The sequence below is a fragment of the Pacificibacter sp. AS14 genome (assembly GCF_038899935.1).
Lineage (GTDB): Bacteria > Pseudomonadota > Alphaproteobacteria > Rhodobacterales > Rhodobacteraceae > Celeribacter.
Genome location: NZ_JBBMQI010000010.1, coordinates 103532 through 126583, shown reverse-complemented (window position 1 = coordinate 126583; position 23052 = coordinate 103532). Strand labels below are relative to the sequence as shown.

The window sequence follows — 23052 nt, the reverse complement described above, 5'->3', positions numbered from 1 at the left end:
CATCGCAAGACCTTGCAATATCAGACGCCAGCAGAGAAGTTCGCACAGTGTGTTGCGTCGACCAGTTGAGATCGCCGGACTTTGCAGACATTGGATAATGTGCTTTAAACGCGGCATGTCTCATCACACGATCAATACCAAGCGACTACTGCTGCGAGGTTGGAAACCTGATGATCACGCACCATTCGCGGCAATGTGCGGTGATGCTGACGTCATGCGTTACATTGGGAACGGCAAAACGAAAAGCGCGGACGATGCGGCGCGATACATAGCGTCTTTTCAGAATGAATGGAACGAACGGGGCTTCGGGCTTTTCGCTGTTGAGGCCAAACAAACAGGCGACCTGATCGGCTTTACAGGGCTGTCTACACCGGATTTTTTGCCAGAAGTGCTTCCCTCCGTCGAAATCGGCTGGAGGTTTTCTAAGTCTAGTTGGGGGAAGGGCTTTGCGAGCGAAGCGGCTACTGCTGCTCTTGCATTTGGTGTCAATGAAATGGGTATCACAGATATCGTGAGCATATACCAAATCGGGAACGGTGCATCTGCACGGATCATGCAAAAGCTTGGTATGATCTTTGATCGTAGAACCATTGATCCAACCTGTGAACGCGCAGTCGAGGTTTATCGTCTACCTCATCAGTATAGGTAGGTAAGGGCTCAAACCCGACCTTCGCTGCGCTTGAACATCCTATTTCAATAGGCTTGAATCAGAGCGCGATGCAAAGGTCAAATTCATCTGATATTCAATACGCGAGCTAGCGCGGGCTTAACGAGCACCAACTTAACGAGCACAGGCTTAAGCTGTCGTGATGAAAAGCGGATCATCGACATGTCAGATCAGGCCGCTTCCCTCTTAGCGCCTCTTGAAGCTCATTGCGCTCAGCGCTAAACACTTATTCAACACATCTCACAACGAAGTAGGCTGACCCCATGGCAACTGTTCTCGATAAAATCAAAGCCTACAAACTTGAAGAAGTGGCGACTGCGAAACTCAAGACACCTTTGTCGGACCTAGAAGCCACAGCAAAAGCCCAAGCCCCAACACGCGGATTTGCAAGCGCTTTGCAAAAAACTGAGACCACGGGCTACGGTCTGATCGCAGAGGTCAAAAAGGCCTCACCATCTAAGGGCCTCATCCGCGCCGACTTTAATCCGCCTGTTCTGGCCAAAGCTTACGAGGACGGCGGCGCGACCTGTTTGTCCGTACTCACAGACGCCCCGTCTTTTCAAGGCGCGCCTGAATTTTTGATTTCAGCCCGCGCCGCTGTCAGCCTGCCTGTACTGCGCAAAGACTTTATGTATGACACCTACCAAGTGGCCGAGGCCCGCGCTTGGGGCGCTGACGCGATCTTGGTGATCATGGCCTCTGTGTCAGACGCGCAAGCATTAGAGCTTGAAGACGCCGCCATGGCCATGGGCATGGATGTTTTGGTCGAAGTGCACGATGAAGACGAACTGACACGGGCGCTGGCACTAAAATCGCCGCTGTTGGGCGTCAACAACCGCAATCTGAAAACATTTGAGACGTCTTTGGACACCACAGTACGCCTGTCTAAAATGGTGCCACAGGACAAAGTGCTCGTCTGTGAAAGCGGGCTGTTTACCCCTGAAGACCTCGCAGCCATGGCCTCTCACGGCGCGCGCACTTTTTTGATTGGCGAAAGCCTGATGCGTCAAGACGATGTCACCGCCGCCACCCGCGCTTTGCTGGCCAATCCCGTCCCCGCTTAAAACCATACGCAGCTTCACAAGGATCACACCATGGCAGACCTGACCCACTTCGACGACGCTGGCCACGCGCATATGGTGGATGTCTCGAACAAGGCCGTGACAGATCGTTTGGCCACCGCTGAGGCTGCGATCAAAATGCGCCCCGAAACGCTGGCGCATATCACCCAAGGCACCGCGAAAAAGGGCGATGTTCTGGGGGTTGCGCGCTTGGCTGGCATCATGGGGGCCAAGAAAACCTCTGATCTGATCCCTTTGTGTCATCCGCTGCCCATCACCAAAGTGACGCTGGATCTTACGCCTGACGAGACCCTGCCAGGTGTGCGCATCACCGCCACTGTGAAAACCTCAGGGCAGACTGGCGTCGAAATGGAAGCCCTCACCGCCGCCTCCACCGCCGCTTTGACTGTCTACGATATGTTGAAAGCAGCGGAAAAAGGCATGGAAATCGTCTCTGTGCGCTTGCTGCGCAAAGAAGGCGGCAAATCTGGCGTCTACACTTTGGATGAGTCTCAGTCATGATTTCCGTCTCTGAGGCCCTTGACCACGTTTTTTCGCTTTGCGGTCCTTTGGACGGTGAGACCATTCCATTGCGCGCGGGCCTTGGCCGTGTTCTGGCATCAGACGCCGTGGCCACACGCAACCAACCGCCGTTCTCTGCCTCAATCATGGATGGCTACGCTGTGCGTGACGATGAAAGTCACATCGGCGCGCAGTTCACAGTGATTGGTGAAGCCGCCGCGGGCCATGCCTATGCGGGCACGGTCAATTCTGGCCAAGCCCTGCGTATTTTCACCGGTGCGCCTGTGCCCACCGGTGCGACGCGCGTGATCATCCAAGAAAACGTCACCCGAGACGGCGATGTTATCACGCAGACAGATGTGTCCAGCACCACCAATATCCGCGACATCGGCGCTGATTTCAAAGTGGGCGATAGCGTCAAAGCCCCGCGTAGGCTGTCTTCGCGCGATTTGGCCCTGCTCGCGTCTATGAATATTGCTGAGATCACCGTGACCCGCAAACCGATCGTGGCCCTGATCGCCACAGGTGACGAATTGGTGATGCCGGGCGAGACACCGAACGACGCGCAGATCATCGCCTCCAACACATTTGGTCTGGCCGCTATGGTCGAGACCGCTGGCGGCATCGCGCGCATGCTACCGATTGCCCGCGACAACGAGGCCTCCTTGCGCCATGTGCTCAGCCTCGCCAAAGAGGCCGATCTGATTGTCACCATCGGCGGAGCCTCTGTGGGCGACCATGACATCGTTGGCAAAGTCGCCATGGATATGGGGCTTGAGCGCGCTTTCTACAAAGTCGCCATGCGCCCCGGAAAACCCCTTATGGCGGGTAAAATCGATGGATCTATGATGCTTGGACTACCGGGCAACCCCGTGTCTTCGTTGGTGACAGCCCAACTGTTCATGCTGCCTGCCTTGTATAAAATGCTGGGCCTTGGCGAAGCCCCACTTGCAACTTTGCGGCACCCCTTGGCCGAAGACCTACCAGCCAACGGCCCTCGCGCCCATTACATGCGTGCGATCACCTCTGAACGTGGTGTTATCCCTATGCACAGTCAAGACAGCGCACTGCTGCGCATCCTATCCGATTCCGACGCATTGATCGTGCGCGCGCCTTTTGCGCCTGCCATGAGCGCAGGCGATCTCGTTGATATCATATCGCTGTAAAATACGGTTCATTTCAGTTACGTTAACTCTGATTTAACCAAGTTTCTCTCTTCTGACACCACAAGACCATACGCTGGAACTTTTATCCTTTCGTACACGGGTCGGCCCAATAGGAGAGTATCGTTGACACATTTCAGGAACGGCGGTAGAACATTATCAGAACACGACACCCAGCCTATCTGGAGACAGATCGATACAGGCGGGCCTGCTGGCTTCAAATCCGCTGCGCTTAATACGCCGCGCTTTTTGTCAAGAAAGCCATCAGCGCCCCAGAATTTGTCGATTAAATACGTCTCATCTCTGCCCAAATCTGTAATCCTACAGACCAAGGCAGCCTCAGAACCGCAGGGGTCGACAGGATAGACAGCCACGGCGGGAGCACAAACATGCTGACAAAAAAGCAACTGCAATTGTTAGAATTCATCAATGATCGTATGCACAAAGACGGCGTACCACCATCCTTTGATGAAATGAAAGAAGCGCTGGATTTGCGCTCTAAATCTGGCATTCACCGCCTGATCACCGCTTTGGAAGAACGCGGATTCATTCGCCGTCTTGCACATCGTGCACGTGCCATTGAAATCGTCAAACTGCCCGAAAGTCTTGGTGGTCAACCCACCGCTCCGACGGTCGCGGGGTTTCAGCCGCGTGTGATCGAAGGCGACCGCCCCAACAGCCCGCCCCCTGCGCAAGCTATGGAAGTGGCCGTATCCGCCTTTAACCTGCCCATCATGGGTAAAATCGCTGCTGGTGTGCCGATTGAAGCTGTCGAAGACGGTGCGCTGAATGTGGCTGTACCTGGTTCGATGTTGTCGGGGCGTGGCAACCACTACGCGCTTGAGGTCAAAGGTGAATCCATGATCGATGCCGGCATCAATGACGGAGATATCGTCGTGATCCGCGAAACCTCTGAAGCCTCGAACGGCGATATCGTTGTGGCTATGGTCGAAGACTATGAGACCACGCTGAAACGCTACATGCGCAAAGGCGATATGATCGCTTTGGAAGCGGCCAATCCCGCTTTTGAAACCCGCATGTTCACCTCGGACAAGATCGAAGTTCAAGGCAAGCTCGTCGGGTTGATCCGCAGCTACTAACACGCAAAAGCTATACAGATTCGAAGCCATCTCAGCGCAGTGTTGGGGTGGTTTTTTTCTTGGCCACCGTCATGAAGACAACCAAACACCACCAGACTAACGTTCAAGTTTGTACCAGACCACGTCTTCGCCCAAGCGTTTAAACACGACACCGGAAACGGGTCGCTTTCGGTTGGCTTCGATGGCGCGCGCATTCGCCCAAGGGTCACGGCCAAACTCCCGCGCGCTCCATAGTCGCACGCCTGCGGCCCCTAAAGCTGTGGTGACGGTTACACCCTCATCTGAGGCTACAAAAGACAGGGATCCGCTTGCGTTCAAATAAGATAAATCAATTACAAAACAGTTACTTAACCAGCCTTCTTCCCGTATTTGGTTCAATATCACGATATCATGAGTGACACAGGCCTCAGCTGCGCGTTGCTGCCACCCGCGCCCTGTCACATGGGCAATTCTGACGCCAGACATATCAAGCGGCGGCATAGAGCGCGCGGCTGCGGCCTGCTGATCTGGCTGATCGCCATCGTTTTCAAGCCATGACAAAGCGGCAAAACTGCCGCCTGAGGATTTGTTCAACGCGCGACCTTCTGCCGTCATACGGCCCACAAGCCCCCCGTCAGAGGACACCAATAAATTGGGTCGTTCCGCACTGGTCCAAAGTACGAAGCCCAACAGAACAGGACACAACCCTAGCAATTGCGTTCGCCCACGCCACAACACCACAAACAAACCGCCCAAGGCAATCAACGGCAAGGTTTGAGGCGGCGGTGACGCGATCCATGTCACGGCCCCGTCGATCTGTGCGACACGCCCAGCGACATAAAGCAGCCACCGAATCGCGGGTTCCATAATCATCAACGGAATCCACTGCAATCCAAGGGGCGTCAAAACAGCCGCCAAAACGGCCGAAGGCATGACAACCGCCCCCATGACCGGCACTGAAATCACATTGGCGATCAGACCGAAATCAGCGATACGATTGAAATGCGCCGCCGCCACGGGGGCCGTCGCCACACCTGCCACAGCGGATGACAACACAACCGTCAATGCGGCATTGATCCAACGCGGCCAACGCGCCATCAGGTTGAGACGCCGCACAATGGTGAACACCGCCACAAGCGCTGTGGTGGCGGCAAAGGACATTTGAAATCCGGGTTCAGGCAAGACCTCTGGCCGGATCAGTAAAATCAGCAAAGCCGCCATCGCCACCGCGCGCAAAGAGATCGCTTGTCGGTCAAACAACACCGCAACGAGCATCATCGAGACCATAATATAAGCCCGCTCAGTGGCGACGTTCCAACCAGACAAGGCCAAATACAACGCCCCTGCAACCAAGGCGCAGACAGCTGCTATCTTTTTGTTTGGCAGATAGAAGAACGCAAACGGAATCAATGCCAAAAAACCGCGTACAGCCGCAAAAATGGCCCCCGTCAAAAGCCCCATGTGCAAGCCAGAAATGGCCAAAAGATGAGACAGATTGCTGGCCCGCAGGTTTTCTGCCGTTTGCGCTGAAATGCCAGACCTGTCGCCGGTCAAAATCGCGGCTGCAAAGGCACCTGCTTGCCCTGAAATCCGGTTTTGCAGGGCCAAAGACAGCGTTTGTCGCAATCTGTGGATGGCCAAAGACATCCCCTTATCAGTCGGACCAGCCCGCAAAACAGGGACACGGGTATAGCCCACGCCGCCGAGCTGGTCGAACCACGCCATGCGTTGAAAGTTAAAGCCCGTAGGATCAGCGGCGCTGGGAGGTGGCGACAGATGCCCTGTCAGCGCGACCCGCAGACCTGGCTCTGGGGTGATGTAATCTTGCTTACCGTGCAAAGACACCCGCACACGCTTTGGCGTGCGACTGGGGTCTGTGTTTTTCAAGGTCACTTGGTCCAAGGTCAGGCGCACAGCTTCTGAGCCAGAGCGATCAATTTTGATCACGCGCCCTTCGACAGGGCCATAATAACGATAGGCCAGTACGGGGGCTGCAACGTCATGGGCACGAAATCCTGCGCTTAAAAAACCGGCCGAGACCATCAGCACAATCGTGAAAGGTGGCGCGTAGTAGGCTGGAATAAAAACCAAAATCAGCCCACTGAGCAGAGCTGCGATGGCCAATACCCTATAAACCGACTGATTTGGCTCGTAGGGGACGGCAAAGTAGAGTGCCACGCCAAGCCCCAACAGTACGGGCAACCATAAAAACAGCCGCCCACGTTGCCCGTCAAAGACATCAAAGGCCCAATCCAGTGGTTTCAAAAGCGACGTCACCTATCAGTCCCGATCCTAATCTCGATCCATATTTATATGGGGGTATGCGCACAGTTGCTGCGTCATGCCGCGTTACCGCAAAACTGATTTCCACTTGGCGCAGAAATGGTCTAGACCTGCGCGCAAGCACCACAGTCTTAACGCTACCGCCATCATGGTTACCAAAGGGTTAATTTCCGCATGTCAAACGCCTCTTCCGCTTCCAACGTTGCAGCCAAACAAGTCGTCACCCGTATCGCGCCCTCGCCCACGGGTGATATGCACATTGGCACTGCGCGTACGGCCCTGTTCAGCTGGCTTTACGCCCGCGCCCGTGGCGGCAAGTTCTTGTTGCGGATCGAAGACACAGATCGCGCACGCTCAACCCCTGAAGCGACCCAAGGCATCTTGGACGGCATGGCGTGGCTGGGATTGGACTATGATGGCGCGGCCGTGAGCCAGTTCGAACAGGCCGCACGCCACGCAGAAGTCGCAAATCAAATGTTGGCAGCAGGCACAGCCTATAAATGTTTCGCGACCCAAGACGAGATCGAGGCCTTTCGCGAAGAGGCCCGCGCCAACAAGACCAGCACTTTGTATCAGTCGCCTTGGCGTGACGCAGACCCAAGCACCTTTCCTGACGCGCCTTTCGTGATCCGCATGAAAGCGCCGCGGACGGGCGTCACTGTGATCAAAGACCAAGTGCAAGGCGATGTGACGATCAAGAACGACCAGATCGATGACATGATCGTGCTGCGTTCGGATGGCTCGCCGACCTATATGTTGGCGGTTGTTGTGGATGACCATGATATGGGCGTGACCCATGTTATTCGTGGCGATGACCACCTTGCCAATTCCGCGCGTCAAATGATGGTTTATGAGGCCATGGAATGGGATCTGCCAGTGTATGCGCATATTCCGCTGATCTTTGGTCCAGACGGCAAAAAAATGTCGAAACGCCATGGCGCGACCGGCGTGAAAGAATATCAAGCGATGGGATACCCTGCGCAAGGCATGCGCAATTACCTCGCGCGGCTGGGCTGGTCTCATGGGGATGACGAGTTTTTCTCGGACGCCCAAGCGATGGACTGGTTCGATTTGGATGGAATCAATAAATCCCCCGCCCGCTTTGACACCAAAAAGCTTGATAACATCTGCGGACAACATCTGGCTGTGATGGAAGATGCTCAAATCGTAAGCGAAATTGAGGATTATCTTGCTGCGTCTGCACAACCAGAATTGACGCCTGAACAAAAGTCCTGTCTTTTATCTGCGATGTATTGCCTGAAAGGATCGTCCAAAAACTATCCTCAACTTATTGAAAAAGCACGGTTCGCTTTGAATGTGCGTCCGGTGGATATTGATGAGAAAGCGCAAAAACAGCTCGGAACTGTATCCAACGGTATACTGAACGAATTGACGCCGCACCTGCGAAGTGTTAGCTGGGACCGCGACGCATTAGAGGCCGCTGTTGGCCGCGTCATGGAAACGCAAGACATCGGCTTTGGTAAAGTCGCAGGCCCGCTCAGAGCAGCGCTTGCAGGACGCACCCAAACCCCGAGCGTTCTTGATATGATGTTCGTACTTGGACGAGAAGAAACACTCGCTCGATTGTCAGATGCAGTGCAAGAGTAACACGAAGGCCCCTACGCCGCATATAATCGGCGCACATCGGGGCAGCGGCCAGCGTAATTAGGGCCGATTGATAGATTTTCCGCGACATTCACAGTCCGGTAAATTTTCCGCGACGTTCACAGTCCGGTAACATGGCACGCCGTAAATAGCGGTAAAGCCCATTCCAAAAGAGTGGCACCGGCCCTCTTTAGCCACAGAAGGCGCGCGGATATTCCTTTGCGCGCCCTCCCCGACCTCCAGCGGTGCCAGAATTGGCCCGTTGCCAACCGAAGGAACGACCATGGCAGATACACAAAAAACAGCGACCTTGACGCTCGACGGCAAGACTTATGAGCTTCCGGTTCACTCTCCAACTGAAGGCCCTGACGTTGTCGACATCCGCAAGCTCTACAGTCAAGCTGGCGTGTTCACCTATGATCCAGGCTTCACGTCCACTGCGGCCTGTGACAGTGCAATCACATATATTGATGGCGATGCTGGTGTGCTTTTGCACCGCGGTTATCCGATTGGCGAATTGGCGGCGAACTCTCACTATCTTGAAGTTTGCTACCTTTTGCTCAACGGCGAACTGCCAAATGCGACTCAATTGGAAGATTTTGAAGGTCGCGTGACCAATCACACGATGCTTCACGAGCAAATGCACAACTTTTTCCGTGGCTTCCGTCGTGACGCCCACCCTATGGCCTCTATGGTTGGTGTTGTGGGTGCGATGTCTGCATTCTACCACGATTCTACTGACATTTCAGACCCTTGGCAGCGCGAAGTTGCGACCATTCGTTTGATCGCGAAAATGCCAACAATCGCAGCGATGGCGTATAAGTACTCTGTCGGTCAGCCGTTTGTGTACCCTCGCAACGATCTGGATTACGCGTCAAACTTCTTGCGTATGTGTTTTGCAGTTCCTGCTGAAGACTACGAAGTGAACCCGATTCTTGCGCGCGCAATGGACCGTATTTTCACACTGCACGCGGATCACGAACAAAACGCATCGACATCGACTGTACGCTTGGCGTCCTCTTCTGGCGCCAACCCATTCGCGTGTATCGCGGCTGGTATCGCTTGTCTTTGGGGCCCTGCTCACGGTGGCGCCAACCAAGCCTGTTTGGAAATGTTGCAAGAAATCGGCACTGTTGACCGCATTCCTGAATACATTGCCCGCGCTAAAGACAAGAATGATCCATTCCGTCTGATGGGCTTTGGTCACCGCGTATACAAAAACCACGACCCGCGCGCGACTGTGATGAAACAGTCCGCTGACGAAGTGCTTGAGCTTTTGGGCGTTGAAAACAACCCAGTTCTTCAGGTTGCCAAAGAACTCGAAGCGCAGGCCTTGGCTGATCCGTATTTCGCAGAGAAGAAACTCTTCCCGAACGTAGATTTCTACTCAGGCATCATCCTTGAAGCCATGGGTTTCCCGACATCTATGTTCACACCGATCTTTGCCCTGTCCCGGACAGTTGGCTGGATTTCACAGTGGAAAGAGATGATCGAAGATCCTGCACTGAAAATTGGCCGTCCACGTCAGCTCTACACTGGTGCGACGCAACGCCCCTACACAAATGTAGAAGACCGCGACTAAGCCACTTAGCGGTAAAAATTCAAAGACCGCCTCAAAAGGGCGGTCTTTTTTTATGGTAAACTCGATCTTAGAAGGTTTTGCGACGCAGTGCCGTCGGTTAGTCGGTTATCGCCCTTCGAATGTAGCGGGGCGTTTTTCCAAGAATGCCACGACACCCTCACGAAAATCGCGGGTCATGCCACAACGACCTTGCAGTTTGGCTTCCAGCGTCAATTGGTCTGTAAATGTGTTACTCACAGAGGCGTGTAGGGCTTCCTTGATGCCGCTGTAAGCCACGGTCGGTCCCGCGGCCAAATGCTGCGCCCGCGCTTGCCAATGGGCGGCAAACAAATCATCTTCGACGCTTTCATAAATCATACCCCATTGTGCGGCTTTATCCGCTGAAATAGGATCGCCAAACAAAGATGCCCCCATGGCACGCGCCAAGCCAATTTGGCGTGGCAAAGCGTAGGTGCCGCCTGCATCAGGCATCAGGCCAATGCGGGTAAAGGCTTGAATAAAAATAGCACTTTCCGTGGCAATCACCACATCAGCGGCCAGCGCCAAAGACGCACCTGCCCCTGCAGCCACACCGTTTACGGCAGCGATCGTCGGGATTTTGCTGTTGTGAATGGCATGCAACATCGGCTCGTATTCATCGCGCAAAGTGCGTTCCAAATCGGCGTTGCCTGCATTGATGCCATCGCCCAAATCTTGACCTGAACAAAAGGCATCCTGTGCCCCCGTGATCACCAAAACCCGCGCTTGCTTGCCTGCGGCGCGAACCGCATGTGTGATCTCAGCACGCATCTGAGTGTTCAGAGCATTTTTGACCTCGGGGCGGTTGAGCGTGAGAACGGCAATATCGTCACGAAGGGTGTAGCGGATGGTATCATAGTGCATGTGCATCTCTCTTTGCAGGGGCTTGCGCCTAACTTAGGCATAGCACGCCCGAAAGAAAGAGAGACGTGCCGTAAAACATGGATTCGTGTCGGTATTCACGCGTATTAACCACGCTCACGCAACACATACGCCTCATTCTTTCATCATCGCAGCAATGCGCGCAGCTTCATCCTCTGACAGCTCATCGATAGCTGTTTCAGTTTGACGTCGACGCACAAATGCGAAGCCGATCCCAAGCCCTAAAAATAACATCGCAGGCCCCGCGACCCACAACAGTTTATTGGACCCTGACAGGGTCGGTTTGAGCAAAACATATTCGCCATAGCGCTCAACAATGTAGTCTATCACTTGGACATTGCTATCGCCTTCGACCAATCGTTCGCGCACCAAAAGCCGTAAATCCTTTGCCAAATCCGCATGGGATTCGTCGATATTCTCGTTGCGGCACACCAAACAGCGCAGTTCTTTGGAAATCTCGCGGGCTCGACTTTCCATGACGGGATCATCCAAAACTTCACTGGGCTCTACTGCGTAAAGTGGCATCGCAAAAAGAAGGCTAAGGATCAGGATAAACGACCTCATTCAGCGGGTACTCCCTTGGGCTCAACACGCGCTTTGCGCGCGCCCGCAGCCACGCGATACCGTCGATCTGTCAAGGACATAAATCCGCCAAGCGCCATAATGATCGTACCGCCCCAAATCCAATTGGCCAGCGGTTTCACATAGGTACGTACGGCCCAGCCACCGTTGGATTGTACATCGCCAATCACCAGATACACATCGCGCAAAAAACCTGAATCGATCCCCGCCTCGGTCGTGGGCATCTGGGCGACAGGATAGTTGCGTTTTTCTGGATGCAACGTCGCTATTTTTTTGTCGCCTTTGAACAGGGTCATATCGGCCATGGTGGTGATATAGTTCGGGCCTTGTTTGCGTTCGACATCGTTCAACGCGATGGTAAATCCAGCAACATCAAAGGTTTCACCGATCTGCACCACTCGAATATCCTCAATCGTCCAAGCGGTAAGCCCTGCAACACCGGCGATGGTGATGCCCAAGCCGCCATGCGCCAGCAAACGCCCCCAATCCGCACGCGGCAGGCGCAAAAGACGCGAAAGATCACGGTTTTTACCCAATTTAGAGGCGATATCTTGGATCGCACCGGACACAAGCCAGATGCCCAGGCCCAAGCCGATTGGTCCCAGTAACGATTTACCCGTTTGCATTACGGCAACAAACGTTACCACGGCAAAAGCCAAGATCATCGACGGGATCAATTTGCGCATGGCAGTGCCAAGCTTGGCGCGTTTCCATGGCATCATCGCACCAATGGGCAAAACGATGGCAAGCACAGTGAAAAACGGCGTGAAGGCAGCGTCAAAAAACGGTGCGCCGACCGACAGTTTACGATCCCAAAACGCTTCGGCCACAAGCGGCCAGATGGTGCCGATGAAGACAACAAAAGCGGCGACGGCCAGCAGGATATTATTGATGATCAACGCCGTCTCACGCGATGCCAAGGCAAAAACGCCGCGGGCTTCCATCGCGGCGGCGCGCAGTGAAAACAGGATCAAAGCCCCGCCCATGAACACGCCCAAAATCATCAAGATAAAGATACCGCGCTCAGGATCGTTGGCAAAAGCATGTACTGAAGTGATTACGCCAGAACGCACAAGGAAAGTGCCGATAAGGGAAAATCCAAAGGCAAGAATGGCCAACAAAATGGTCCAAGCCTTCAAGCTTTCGCGTTTCTCGACAACGATGGCAGAGTGCAGCAAAGCGGCAGCAAAAAGCCAAGGCATAAAGGACGCGTTTTCAACAGGGTCCCAAAACCAAAACCCGCCCCAGCCCAATTCATAATAGGCCCACCAAGAGCCAAGCGCGATACCGATGGTCAAGAACACCCAAGCAGCCAAGGTCCAAGGACGCACCCAACGCCCCCAAGCAGCATCAACGCGCCCTTCCAAAAGGGCGGCGACGGCAAAGGAAAAGGTCATGGAAAGGCCGACATAGCCCAAGTACAAAAACGGTGGGTGAAAGGCGAGACCAGGATCTTGCAAAAGCGGATTAAGGTCTTGGCCATTCATCGGCGGGTTTGCGAGACGCAAAAATGGATTCGACGTGAACAGGATAAAAGCCAAAAAGGCCACGCCAATGGACCCTTGCACCCCGATCACCCGCGCTTTGAGCGTCGTGGGCAGATTGGCGCCAAACAAAGCTGCAGCCGCGCCAAACAGCGCGAGAATCAACACCCACAGCAGCATCGAGCCCTCGTGATTGCCCCAAACGCCTGAGATTTTATACAGCATCGGTTTGAGCGTGTGAGAGTTTTCAACCACAAGCTTGAGCGAAAAGTCAGAGGTGACAAAAGCATACATCAACGCGCCAAATGAGAACGCAATCAGAACCAGGTGCACAAGCGCCGCAGGGGCAGCCAAATCCATCAAGGCCCTTCGACCTAAATGTGCACCTATAAGTGGCAAAATGGTCTGGGCGATGGCCACAAAAAAGGCCAGTACCAATGCAAAATGTCCAAGTTCAACAAGCATAGTGTCTCTCCCTGAGAGCTGTAACGCTCCGTTGTGTGCTGTTGTAGCTTGCTTGGCCCTCGCCGCCAATGGGATGCGCCGCGATGTCGCAAATAAGTGAGATCAGCCGCATGAGAAAAGGGGACCAAAGCCCCCTATTCCCTCTGTCTCACCCCACAGTTTCCTATGAGGGATATAATTTCATATCCCCCACAAGACCCCCAGAGACAGAAGCAACGCGCCCAGAACCGGCACCAGAAAACTAAACCCATGATAGCCAAACGACCCCTGAATGACCGCGAAATGCAGCACAGCGCCGGACATCAGCAAGGACAGAAAGGCAAACAAAATTGCAGCCTCAAAGCCCCAGACCGAACTCAAGTGCACTTGTGACGCCCACCACCAGCCCAAGGTCAGGCCGAGACCAGCCCAACTGAACGACATACCCAAGGCCAGCGGTGTGGCGCGCACCTGCCAGAGCCAAAAGAACGTACCCGAAATGACCAGCGCCATCACGCAGATAGCGCCGTATCCGATCAGCACCATTTGTGTGGTGCCGAGCAAAGACATGCCCAAGAGCGCCAAGCCCAAGATCACGCCGTATAATGTGAGTGCTTGTTTCATTGTTTCAACATCTCCTTCACCGCCGCATCCAAAGCGTTTGCGGCATCGCGATTGCGTTTGACGGCCTGGGCAAGCGGCGTGCCTGCAACCAAATCCAAGAGCCAGATCAAGACCTCTTTCAGATGCGGTATCATCAGTGGCCTCCCCCTCTTGGCAGACGTTCTCGGATCATCGTCGTCATCTCGATCAAAATTTGCGAGTTTTTATCGAGCACAGCACGGGTGGCTTGGTCCTTTTGTAAGTCCCTGTATAAAAGGAAAAAAACCATAATTGCCCATGGCCCATGTTCAGCCAAAGTTTTGATCAGAGCATCACTCATCATTGGCCCCCCTCCATGCTGTTAAGGCAGGATTTTCCGCATCAAACCCAGGCACTTCGGGCACATCTAGATCAGGCGCGGGGCCAGCGGCATAGGCTGTTTGCACCAATGGAACGGTTTCGCCTTTGGCACCTGCTTCCAATGCTCTAAGCGCCTCAAGTGAGCGAATATTGGCGGTCACGATCGGCGCTTGGGCCACGGTCGCAGCAATAGAGCGTTGAAAATTTTGCCCCGTCGCCTGATAACGCGCGCCAAAATAAAAGCTGACAATCGCCCCCATAAGCCACCACAGCGGCTCTGGGATCAGCGAGATGCCCTGCATACGCGCGGCAAACCAAATCGGATTGACCATCGCCGCCACGCATAACCCGATAGTGCCAAAAGCCATTAGGGGACGCGGCACACGATTGAGCCCATCCATGAACCGATCAAACCGCCCCGTGCGCGCCACGGCGAATTCTTTGGCGAATTGATCCATGGCAGCGGCGCGCAAAGTCGCTTCGCGGATCGAACCGTTTTCGGTGTTCTCCATAAACACCTCAGCCGTTTCTTTGATCACGTTCGTACCATTCCCGAACAGCAACTGGCCTAAGATCTGGACTATTCCCATGACGCCACCCGTGCGGCATGTTCCGCCTCGGTCAGATGATATCTTGGAGAAATGAACTCTTCGGCCCGTGTGATCCAGCCGCCTTTGCCGCCATCACGCCGTTTGGCGTATTTGCGACTTTTAGGACGCCTGTCGGCCAAAGCGTAGTAATAGTTGCGCCGCGCAATGCCAAAAGCATCCGCCAAATGATGCGGTGCCAAGCTATGCGCGATCACACAGGCTTCAATCGTTTGCGGGCCGATTTGACCGTCAACGACGATGCTTTGCCCCATATCGACCAAAAGCCGCTGCAAAATACGCACCGCATTCGAGCCGGCGTTGACGTACATGTCAAACACGCTGGCGTGCAAGACAGGCGGCAATTCGTCGATACGCGGCCCGCTAAAGTAGTGTTCAACAAAAATATCGCTGGCTTGCGCACGGGTCAATATGCGCACATCAGCCGATGTCACGCGCCCGTCACCGTCGTTGTCAATCCCAAGGCGGCGCAGCGTGCCTATGGTGACGCCAAAATTTGTCGCGCCCCCCAAATCATCGGGATCATTCACGTAACCGCCCTCACGAGCGATAATATCGTTTGCTATTTGCTGTACTGTTTTCATATGCCCAAACCCACCAATTTGATGAGCTAAGGCTGAGGTAAAAAGGTTAACGCAGGCGGACTAGAGCGCGCGGGTCACTCAGAGCTGGGTTGGTAAACGCCCTGTTCTTTCAAGGCATCCACGACCTCTTTGGGCATATAGCTTTCGTCGTGTTTGGCCAAAATCTCGGACGCAATAAACACGCCATCTTGCAACGTTCCCGTGCCAATCATGCCCTGATTTTCTTCAAACAAATCAGGCAGAACGCCCGTGTAGCTGACGGGCACTGTAGCATTGGTGTCGGTCACCGCAAAGGTCACCGCCGTGCCTTCGCCGCGGATCAAACTGCCTTCAAGCACCAAGCCACCAATGCGAAACACCTCGCCCATACGGGGTGGTTCCTCGACCACTTGGGTCGGGGACCTGAACAGATTGATCCCATCTTTCATCGCATAGCCGATCAAAGCTGTAGACAGAGTGAGCGCAACAGCCGCCACCGCAATAATTTGAATACGGCGTTGTTTTTTAAGGTTTTTCATTGCACATTAACAATCTATCTTTAAATTTTACGGATACACTGGCGCCAAGGTCAGCCCCGTCACCTCATCAAGGCCAAGCATCAAATTGGCATTTTGTATTGCTTGCCCGCTTGAACCTTTGGTCAGGTTATCGAGTGTGCCGATAACGATCACGCGGCCCGCACGGCGGTCTGCAACGACACCGATGTGACAATAGTTCGAGGCCCGCACATGTTTCAGCGCAGGCACTTCGCCCATGGGCAGCACTTGGATAAACGGCTCGTCTGCATATTGTGCGACCAGCACGGCGTAAACAGCGTCAGCTTCGCCTTTGACATAGGCCGTAGCCAAAATGCCGTGGGTGGCAGGGATCAAATGCGGGGTGAACTGAATTTCGACAGGACGCCCTGCAATCAATGAGAACTCTTGATCAAATTCGCCCAAGTGACGGTGCTTGCCGCCAACGGCATAGCCAAAAGCATTATCGTGCAATTCGCCAAACAAGAACGGTTCCTTGAGCGACCGGCCCGCACCAGAAACACCAACTTTGAGATCCAAGATGATGTCATCCAAGTCAATCACGCCAGCAGCGACAAGGGGCCGTAAAATGAACTGACCAGTGGCCGCATTACACCCCGTGCCCGCCACAAGACGCGCGGATTTGATCTCGTCACGGTAAAATTCGGTCAGGCCATAAACCGCCTCGGACTGCATCTCGATTGCAGAATGGGGTTGGCCGTACCATTTGGCGTAAGCTTCTGGATCGCGCAGGCGGAAATCAGCAGACAGATCGACAATTTTCAATGTCGTTGGTAGTTTTGAGATCACCGCCTGCGAGGTCGCATGAGGCAGCGCACAAAAGGCCAGATCGACGCCGGCGAAATCAATGTCGTCAATTTTGCACAGCGCAGGCAAATCCAAGTGACGCAGATGCGGATACACATCCGCCATCGCCATACCCGCCTTGCGATCACCAGACAGGGCCACGATGTCCATCACAGGATGGGTGGAAATCAAGCGCACGAGCTCTGCACCGGTGTAACCAGAGGCGCCCAAAATAGCGATTTTATAGGTCATAAGTCTCTCTTTGATCTCAGGGCTGCCTCGTCAAGCGATGCGCCCGCAGAGGTATTTCGCGTCAATGTAGTGCTGCGGGCGGCAAAGCGCAATTGCGGCAAAAGGGCAAGAGGCGGGCGATCGAGAAGTCCACATCATAATGGTCGTGTCAATGCGCGCTCACGTAACACTGAAGCGATGGGGCAATGATGCTTCGATTTCAAGCCTGCTCGAACGTCACTTGGCGTTTCAAAAACTGCGTGGCACCGCGGCTGACTTTGGCGGGATCACCTGTGGTTAAAAACAGGTTTTCTGTCCCTGCCCCAAGCATCTCAGGGCGACGTTCCAGATAATGCTCCAAGCTCTCCGCGACCAAATTGGCTTGCGAAAACACTTTCACATCCGCGCCCAATGCGTCTTGGAACTCTTTTTCCATCATCGGGTAATGGGTGCAGCCCAAAATCGCTGCATCAGGTTTGGGCAATTTGCGTTTTAACGCATCCACATGAGAGCGCACCAAAGCATCAGCCAAAATCATATCGCCATCTTCAATCGCATCAACCACACCGCCGCAGGCTTGAGCTTCGACATCAACACCAATGGCGCGGAACGCCAGTTCGCGTTGAAACGCGCGCGACGATACCGTGGCAGGCGTGGCAAACAAGGCCACGGATTTCACAGCGACCTCTTTTGGGGGGGAGTTGTCTCCCCATTCGCGCTCGGTAAGGGCCTCTATCAACGGCACAAAAACGCCAAGAACACGCTTATCGGTTGGAATCCAGCTTTCCTGCATCCGGCGCAAGGCCGCTGCAGAGGCCGTGTTACAAGCCAAGATCACCAAATCACAACCCGCATCCCAAAGACGCTCAACGGCCACCGTGGTCAGATTGTAAATATCATCGGCATCGCGCACACCGTAAGGCGCATGGGCGCTGTCACCGAAATAGACCAGCGGCAAATCAGGCAAGCGTTTGCTTACCGCATCATAAACCGTCAGCCCACCAAGTCCGCTGTCAAAAATACCTACTGCCATGCTTAATATCGGTCCTTTTGACCTTTTTGAGACACCCTAAATCGCTTCAGCGGAGCGCCAAACAATGTGCGAGGCGTAGCCCCGTGCTTTGCTTCAAATTCAAACCCAAGTGTTAGATTGTCAATTGGATTAGGGGACAAAGCATAGGTCCGTTTGCGCAGAAAATCCATCATCAGCTTGGGATCTTTGCGGAAAGGTTCAAGTTCTTCAGGCGCGATCGGCTCGCCTATGACAACACGCACAGGTTCATCGATACGGTTTCTAAATTCACGAATCAACAGCCCCGTTCGCAAGCTAGAATGCAAATGGCTGGCCAGCTGGAACAGGCGCGAGTTGCTGCCTTCAAAGAAAATTGGCACCACTTGCGCGCCAGATTTGGCCACCATTTTCGCCGTGAAGGCACGCCATGACGGGTCAAGCGGCTTGCCCATAGGCGTGGCGGAGGTCGAGACAGTGCCGCCAGGAAAGATCCCGATACAGCCCCCATCTGCGAGATATTCTAACGCCACCTTGCGCGTCTCAAGATTGAGCTGCACCGCTTCCTTGGTCGCATCAAAAGACACCGGCAAGATCACGCGATCAATGTCTTCAGCTTGTTTGAACACGGTATTGGCCAAAATCCGAAAATCACCACGCGTGACAGACAACATATGCCCCATCATCAGCCCATCCAAAATTCCATAAGGATGGTTAGAGACCACGATCAGAGGCCCTTCACGTGGGATATTTTCCAAAGCGCCCTCAAGCACATCAAGTTCAAGCCCATAACGGCTCACCATGACTTGCCAAATGGTCTTCCCATTCTCAAGATCTTTACTATAGCCCTCAGCCCGCTTGATCAAAGACAAACGCCCTGTGACATTTTCCATGACACGAATAAGCGCACGCCCGCGCCGCGTCTGCGCCGAACCGGCATAAGTGATATCTCGCGCAACTTGGCGATCTTTGCGAGCACTTTCTTTAGAAGAACCTTTTTTAGGTTTAGGATGCACAATCACTTGGAGCTGTTCCATTCATAAATGTTTGAGCACTTTAGCGCGCCGCGCGCGAGGCCTCCATTGTTTTTCGTCTAAAAAGACACTGTGTTCATGATTTTTTGTACTCATCAAAGATATACTCACGACAAATACGATTAAAACCTGCGCAAATTGGTAAACGCGCTGCTACAATATTGTTGAAGAAACAGAAAAACCAAAAAAACGTAAGTATAAGCCAACCAAGCAACAATCTCCTCTTGCAGCGCCCTCAAAAAGCGCAAAAGAGGGCCACCAAGCTGCGCTTTGTCTCAAAAGGCAAGTATGTTACAGGCAATAAGAATAAAAGGGTTTCGGGTATGGACTGGGATAAACTACGGATTTTCCACGCTGTTGCAGATGCTGGCTCACTCACCCATGCGGGCGACACGCTGCATTTGAGCCAATCTGCTGTCTCGCGCCAAATTCGCGCGCTGGAAGAATCACTCAGCACCACCTTGTTTCACCGTCATGCCCGTGGCCTCATTTTGACAGAGCAAGGCGAGTTGTTGTTTGACGCCACCCGCGCCATGGCCAAACGCCTTGATGCGGCAGCCGCGCGGATCAAAGACAGCGAAGAAGAGGTCTATGGTGAATTACGCGTCACCACAGCTACCGGATTTGGCACACTTTGGCTCGCGCCACGCTTATCAAAACTCTATGAAAAATACCCTGACCTAACCATCGATTTGATGCTCGAAGAGCGCGTATTGGATTTGCCCATGCGTGAGGCTGATGTGGCCATTCGTATGAAAGAACCATCTCAGGCAGATTTAATTCGCAAGCGTTTGATGAACATCCGTATGCGATTGTTTGCAACGCAAAAATATCTCGATGAACACGGTACGCCCACCGATCTAGATGATTTGGACAACCACCGCTTGATTTCACAAAACCCGAAGTCAGCGCAGGTGGCCGCGGGTGCTAGCCTCACGCATGAGCTGTCTTTGCACGAGGTGAAATCCAAACTTTATGTGAACAACTATTTTGGCGTCCTGCAAGCCGTACTCAATGATCTGGGAATCGGTGTCTTACCAGACTATCTTTTCCACAGCACCTCAAACCTCATACGCGTTTTAGACACAGTAGAAAGCAATGAAGTGCCCGTTTTCTTGGCCTACCCTGAAGAGTTGCGCCATTCAAAACGGATCGAAGTATTCCGGGATTTTATCACCAGCGAGATCAGCGATTATCGCCGCCGCCAACGCGACACACCAAGTTAAGGTTACAGCCTTTCAGCTAACTTTAGCGGCTCGGCGATGCATATCTGCTTAAAAATGCATTATTTCAAAATGTTAGCGACAGGCCACAGCAGAGCTATGCCCTGAGTGCATATCGGGCATGCGCGAATTTGAACGGTTAACCCTTGATAGATTCACAAACCGCACATAAATCAATCATTGAAGGTGCTGATGGAGGAAACTCTTAGCAACTTCACCTCCCTGTTGGACTTGGGCCGAGCTTATGCTCGGCCTTTTTTTTATTCCCAAGTATAAGTTCACACCCAATTGCGCCCTTTCTAGAGCGTGGTAAGTGTTATTTTTGATCGCGCCTGACTGCTTCAACGCCAAAAACCGCAGTTAGAGGCCATTTGTGGCCAAGTGCCCTCTTTCCCAAAGCCCAGCGATAGCCTATGAGAACGCCTGACCGAGATACGCGTCCGCGGGTGCCTTTGTGCATGATGTAGGATGCTCTGATGACCTTTTGGGGGATTTCCATGACCGATCCGAAAATTACCGATGATCTGATTGCCGCACACGGCCTGAACGGCGAAGAATATGCGCGCATCCTTGAGATCATGGGCCGTGAGCCGACATACACCGAGCTCGGCATTTTCTCGGCCATGTGGAACGAGCATTGTTCTTATAAATCATCCAAGAAACACCTGCGCGGCCTGCCCGTTGACGGCCCGCAAGTGATTTGTGGCCCCGGTGAGAACGCTGGCATCGTGGATATTGGCGATGGTCAATGTGTTGTCTTCAAAATGGAAAGCCACAACCATCCGTCCTACATCGAACCTTACCAAGGTGCGGCCACTGGCGTTGGCGGTATTTTGCGCGATGTCTTTACTATGGGCGCACGTCCAATTGCGGCGATGAATTCCCTGTCCTTTGGCGTCAAAGAGCACCACAAAACCAAGCAGCTTGTGCACGGTGTTGTTGAGGGCGTTGGCGGCTACGGCAACTGCTTTGGCGTGCCAACAGTTGGCGGCGAAGTGCGGTTCCACTCTGCTTATAACGGCAACTGCCTTGTGAACGCGTTTGCGGCGGGCTTGGCTGATACAGATAAAATCTTTTACTCCGCCGCCTCTGGCGTTGGCATGCCTGTTGTCTACCTTGGCGCCAAAACAGGCCGTGATGGCGTTGGCGGCGCGACGATGGCTTCGGCTGAGTTCGATGACACAATCGAAGACAAACGTCCCACCGTCCAAGTGGGTGATCCGTTCACAGAAAAACGCTTGATGGAAGCAACGCTCGAGTTGATGGCCACCGGCGCTGTGATTTCGATCCAAGATATGGGGGCCGCAGGCTTGACCTGTTCGGCCGTAGAAATGGGCGACAAAGGCAAATTGGGCGTGCGTCTTGACCTTGAAAACGTGCCGCAACGCGAACTCAATATGACCGCCTATGAAATGATGCTGTCCGAATCCCAAGAGCGTATGTTGATGGTGCTCAAGCCCGAGCTTGAAGCCGAAGCCCGCGCTGTGTTTGACAAATGGGACCTCGACTTTGCCATCGTCGGTGAAACGCTCGAAGAAGACCGGTTCTTGATCATGCACAACGGCGAAGTCAAAGGCGACTTGCCGCTGTCTACACTTGCATCTTCTGCGCCAGAATATGACCGCCCTTGGGTGCCGACACCCCCAGCGGAACCTATGGATGACGTGCCAAGCATCGATCCGATTGATGGGCTGAAAGCGCTCTTGGCCTCGCCAAACTACGCGGCGAAATCTTGGGTTTACGAGCAATACGACAGCCAAGTCATGGCCGATACAGTGCGCGCACCGGGCATGGGCTCTGGCGTCATCCGTGTGCACGGCACGCCGAAGATGCTTGCCTTTACATCAGACGTGACACCGCGCTACGTGAAAGCCAACCCTGTTGAAGGCGGCAAACAAGCCGTGGCCGAAGCCTACCGCAACTTGACCGCTGTGGGCGCTAAGCCCTTGGCGACAACAGACAACTTGAACTTCGGCAATCCCGAAAAACCCGAAATCATGGGTCAGTTGGTTGGCGCGCTGCAAGGGATCGCTGAGGCGGTGAAGTTCCTTGATATGCCAATCGTGTCCGGCAATGTGTCTTTGTACAATGAAACTGATGGCGTGGGTATTTTGCCAACACCAACCATCGGCGCTGTGGGCCTGATCAACAATGAAGACGAACTGATCGCGGGCCTTGCCCAAGACGGTGACGTCGCCGTTGTGATCGGTGCTGTTGGCACGCACCTTGGCCAATCGGCACTGCTCGCCGAAGTGTTCAACCGCGAAGGCGGCGACGCGCCTCATGTTGACCTTGCACTTGAACAAACCAACGGTGAGTTCCTCAAAGCCAACCGCAAGCTGATCAATGCAGCCACCGACCTGTCTGACGGCGGACTTGCTTTGGCGGCGTTTGAATTGGCGGACAAAGCGGGCCTTGGGCTGACTTTGGACAGTGGCGACACAGCGGAACTGTTTGGCGAAGATCAAGCACGTTACCTGGTGTCATGTTCCTTTGATCAAGCCGAAGCTTTGATGGTGGCCGCGAGCCAAGCGGGCGTCACATTGACCACGGTTGGTAAATTTGGCGGCGATATGGTCAAGCTCGGCGGCTCGGACGCCTCGCTCGCAAGTTTGAGCGCCGTGTTCAACGGTGCCTTTGCCGAGACCTTTGCTTAAAGCGCGGCTTTAGAGCTGCACAAGATATTTCAAAGGCCCGCCACTTTGC

21 protein-coding genes are annotated in these 23052 nt (G+C 53.8%); 9 read left to right on the top strand and 12 right to left on the bottom strand.

The features are described 5' to 3' along the window. Positions 1-97: 97 nt before the first annotated feature. The 5 genes from WNY38_RS11445 to lexA all read left to right on the top strand — a co-directional run bounded on the left by WNY38_RS11445 (position 98) and on the right by lexA (position 4513). Positions 98-649, top strand: a complete 552-nt coding sequence (locus WNY38_RS11445) for a GNAT family N-acetyltransferase (protein ID WP_342857473.1) — start codon at positions 98-100, stop codon at positions 647-649. A gap of 281 nt (positions 650-930) precedes the next feature. Next, positions 931-1731, top strand: a complete 801-nt coding sequence (trpC, locus tag WNY38_RS11440; RefSeq protein ID WP_342857469.1) for an indole-3-glycerol phosphate synthase TrpC — start codon at positions 931-933, stop codon at positions 1729-1731. Between the two features lie 30 nt (positions 1732-1761). Further along, positions 1762-2250: a cyclic pyranopterin monophosphate synthase MoaC gene (gene moaC, locus WNY38_RS11435; RefSeq protein ID WP_342857468.1), complete on the top strand. Its 489-nt coding sequence runs from the start codon at positions 1762-1764 to the stop codon at positions 2248-2250. Then, positions 2247-3416, top strand: a complete 1170-nt coding sequence (locus WNY38_RS11430) for a molybdopterin molybdotransferase MoeA (protein ID WP_342857467.1) — start codon at positions 2247-2249, stop codon at positions 3414-3416. The genes moaC and WNY38_RS11430 overlap by 4 nt, the downstream gene beginning before the upstream one ends. A gap of 386 nt (positions 3417-3802) precedes the next feature. Beyond that, entirely contained in the window at positions 3803-4513 is a 711-nt protein-coding gene (gene lexA / locus WNY38_RS11425; RefSeq protein WP_342857466.1) for a transcriptional repressor LexA, read from the top strand. Between the two features lie 96 nt (positions 4514-4609). Here lexA and WNY38_RS11420 read toward each other — a convergent pair whose 3' ends face one another. Further along, positions 4610-6769 carry a ComEC/Rec2 family competence protein gene (locus WNY38_RS11420; protein WP_342857465.1) on the bottom strand — a complete coding sequence of 720 codons (2160 nt, stop codon included), beginning with the start codon at positions 6767-6769 and terminating at the stop codon, positions 4610-4612. Between the two features lie 180 nt (positions 6770-6949). Here WNY38_RS11420 and gltX point away from each other — a divergent pair, with 180 nt between their 5' ends. Both gltX and gltA read left to right on the top strand, forming a co-directional pair. Further along, positions 6950-8383, top strand: a complete 1434-nt coding sequence (gene gltX / locus WNY38_RS11415; RefSeq protein WP_342857464.1) for a glutamate--tRNA ligase — start codon at positions 6950-6952, stop codon at positions 8381-8383. Positions 8384-8663: 280 nt separating this feature from the next. Continuing rightward, complete coding sequence (gltA, locus tag WNY38_RS11410; RefSeq protein WP_342857463.1) at positions 8664-9962, top strand: citrate synthase; 1299 nt, start codon at positions 8664-8666, stop codon at positions 9960-9962. A gap of 105 nt (positions 9963-10067) precedes the next feature. Here gltA and WNY38_RS11405 read toward each other — a convergent pair whose 3' ends face one another. From WNY38_RS11405 to WNY38_RS11355, 11 genes are all read right to left on the bottom strand, one after another. Next, on the bottom strand, positions 10068-10844 hold the full coding sequence (locus WNY38_RS11405) for an enoyl-CoA hydratase-related protein (protein ID WP_342857462.1): 777 nt from the start codon (positions 10842-10844) through the stop codon (positions 10068-10070). Between the two features lie 132 nt (positions 10845-10976). Further along, a complete protein-coding gene (locus WNY38_RS11400; protein WP_342857461.1) occupies positions 10977-11426 on the bottom strand; it encodes a cytochrome c-type biogenesis protein in 450 nt (149 codons plus the stop codon). Then, positions 11423-13393 (bottom strand): heme lyase CcmF/NrfE family subunit, encoded by a 1971-nt coding sequence (locus WNY38_RS11395; protein ID WP_342857460.1) that lies wholly within the window; start codon positions 13391-13393, stop codon positions 11423-11425. Before WNY38_RS11395 ends, WNY38_RS11400 begins: the two co-directional genes overlap by 4 nt. Positions 13394-13573: 180 nt before the next feature. Continuing rightward, positions 13574-13996 (bottom strand): hypothetical protein, encoded by a 423-nt coding sequence (locus tag WNY38_RS11390; protein WP_342857459.1) that lies wholly within the window; start codon positions 13994-13996, stop codon positions 13574-13576. Further along, positions 13993-14130: a hypothetical protein gene (locus WNY38_RS11385; RefSeq protein ID WP_342857458.1), complete on the bottom strand. Its 138-nt coding sequence runs from the start codon at positions 14128-14130 to the stop codon at positions 13993-13995. Before WNY38_RS11385 ends, WNY38_RS11390 begins: the two co-directional genes overlap by 4 nt. Before the next feature lie 177 nt (positions 14131-14307). Further along, positions 14308-14925 (bottom strand): holin family protein, encoded by a 618-nt coding sequence (locus WNY38_RS11380; RefSeq protein WP_342857457.1) that lies wholly within the window; start codon positions 14923-14925, stop codon positions 14308-14310. Then, positions 14916-15527 carry a holin-associated N-acetylmuramidase gene (locus WNY38_RS11375; protein ID WP_342857456.1) on the bottom strand — a complete coding sequence of 204 codons (612 nt, stop codon included), beginning with the start codon at positions 15525-15527 and terminating at the stop codon, positions 14916-14918. Before WNY38_RS11375 ends, WNY38_RS11380 begins: the two co-directional genes overlap by 10 nt. Positions 15528-15601: 74 nt before the next feature. Beyond that, entirely contained in the window at positions 15602-16045 is a 444-nt protein-coding gene (ccmE, locus tag WNY38_RS11370) for a cytochrome c maturation protein CcmE (RefSeq protein ID WP_342857455.1), read from the bottom strand. Positions 16046-16072: 27 nt separating this feature from the next. Further along, a complete protein-coding gene (gene argC / locus WNY38_RS11365) occupies positions 16073-17101 on the bottom strand; it encodes an N-acetyl-gamma-glutamyl-phosphate reductase (protein WP_342857454.1) in 1029 nt (342 codons plus the stop codon). 199 nt (positions 17102-17300) lie between these two features. Beyond that, entirely contained in the window at positions 17301-18113 is an 813-nt protein-coding gene (locus WNY38_RS11360; protein ID WP_342857453.1) for an aspartate/glutamate racemase family protein, read from the bottom strand. Positions 18114-18115: 2 nt separating this feature from the next. After that, positions 18116-19126: a lysophospholipid acyltransferase family protein gene (locus WNY38_RS11355; RefSeq protein ID WP_342857452.1), complete on the bottom strand. Its 1011-nt coding sequence runs from the start codon at positions 19124-19126 to the stop codon at positions 18116-18118. A 320-nt stretch (positions 19127-19446) separates the two neighbouring features. On the opposite strand from WNY38_RS11355, the gene WNY38_RS11350 reads away from it, so the two are divergent. Both WNY38_RS11350 and purL read left to right on the top strand, forming a co-directional pair. Continuing rightward, positions 19447-20349 (top strand): LysR family transcriptional regulator, encoded by a 903-nt coding sequence (locus tag WNY38_RS11350; protein ID WP_342857451.1) that lies wholly within the window; start codon positions 19447-19449, stop codon positions 20347-20349. A 494-nt stretch (positions 20350-20843) separates the two neighbouring features. After that, positions 20844-23003: a phosphoribosylformylglycinamidine synthase subunit PurL gene (gene purL / locus WNY38_RS11345; protein WP_342857450.1), complete on the top strand. Its 2160-nt coding sequence runs from the start codon at positions 20844-20846 to the stop codon at positions 23001-23003. The last annotated feature ends 49 nt before the right edge of the window (positions 23004-23052 follow it).

Bases quoted from the DNA above. Each gene is read 5' to 3' on its own strand.
- trpC (WP_342857469.1), top strand. From the start codon at position 931: ATGGCAACTGTTCTCGATAAAATCAAAGCCTACAAACTTGAAGAAGTG.
- WNY38_RS11350 (WP_342857451.1), top strand. From the start codon at position 19,447: ATGGACTGGGATAAACTACGGATTTTCCACGCTGTTGCAGATGCTGGC.
- WNY38_RS11395 (WP_342857460.1), bottom strand. From the start codon at position 13,393: ATGCTTGTTGAACTTGGACATTTTGCATTGGTACTGGCCTTTTTTGTG.
- WNY38_RS11400 (WP_342857461.1), bottom strand. From the start codon at position 11,426: ATGAGGTCGTTTATCCTGATCCTTAGCCTTCTTTTTGCGATGCCACTT.
- lexA (WP_342857466.1), top strand. From the start codon at position 3,803: ATGCTGACAAAAAAGCAACTGCAATTGTTAGAATTCATCAATGATCGT.
- WNY38_RS11375 (WP_342857456.1), bottom strand. From the start codon at position 15,527: ATGAAAACAGTACAGCAAATAGCAAACGATATTATCGCTCGTGAGGGC.
- gltA (WP_342857463.1), top strand. From the start codon at position 8,664: ATGGCAGATACACAAAAAACAGCGACCTTGACGCTCGACGGCAAGACT.
- WNY38_RS11380 (WP_342857457.1), bottom strand. From the start codon at position 14,925: ATGGGAATAGTCCAGATCTTAGGCCAGTTGCTGTTCGGGAATGGTACG.
- WNY38_RS11360 (WP_342857453.1), bottom strand. From the start codon at position 18,113: ATGGCAGTAGGTATTTTTGACAGCGGACTTGGTGGGCTGACGGTTTAT.
- WNY38_RS11355 (WP_342857452.1), bottom strand. From the start codon at position 19,126: ATGGAACAGCTCCAAGTGATTGTGCATCCTAAACCTAAAAAAGGTTCT.
- ccmE (WP_342857455.1), bottom strand. From the start codon at position 16,045: ATGAAAAACCTTAAAAAACAACGCCGTATTCAAATTATTGCGGTGGCG.
- WNY38_RS11385 (WP_342857458.1), bottom strand. From the start codon at position 14,130: ATGATACCGCATCTGAAAGAGGTCTTGATCTGGCTCTTGGATTTGGTT.
- purL (WP_342857450.1), top strand. From the start codon at position 20,844: ATGACCGATCCGAAAATTACCGATGATCTGATTGCCGCACACGGCCTG.
- WNY38_RS11445 (WP_342857473.1), top strand. From the start codon at position 98: ATGTGCTTTAAACGCGGCATGTCTCATCACACGATCAATACCAAGCGA.
- moaC (WP_342857468.1), top strand. From the start codon at position 1,762: ATGGCAGACCTGACCCACTTCGACGACGCTGGCCACGCGCATATGGTG.
- argC (WP_342857454.1), bottom strand. From the start codon at position 17,101: ATGACCTATAAAATCGCTATTTTGGGCGCCTCTGGTTACACCGGTGCA.
- WNY38_RS11405 (WP_342857462.1), bottom strand. From the start codon at position 10,844: ATGCACTATGATACCATCCGCTACACCCTTCGTGACGATATTGCCGTT.
- WNY38_RS11430 (WP_342857467.1), top strand. From the start codon at position 2,247: ATGATTTCCGTCTCTGAGGCCCTTGACCACGTTTTTTCGCTTTGCGGT.
- WNY38_RS11390 (WP_342857459.1), bottom strand. From the start codon at position 13,996: ATGAAACAAGCACTCACATTATACGGCGTGATCTTGGGCTTGGCGCTC.
- gltX (WP_342857464.1), top strand. From the start codon at position 6,950: ATGTCAAACGCCTCTTCCGCTTCCAACGTTGCAGCCAAACAAGTCGTC.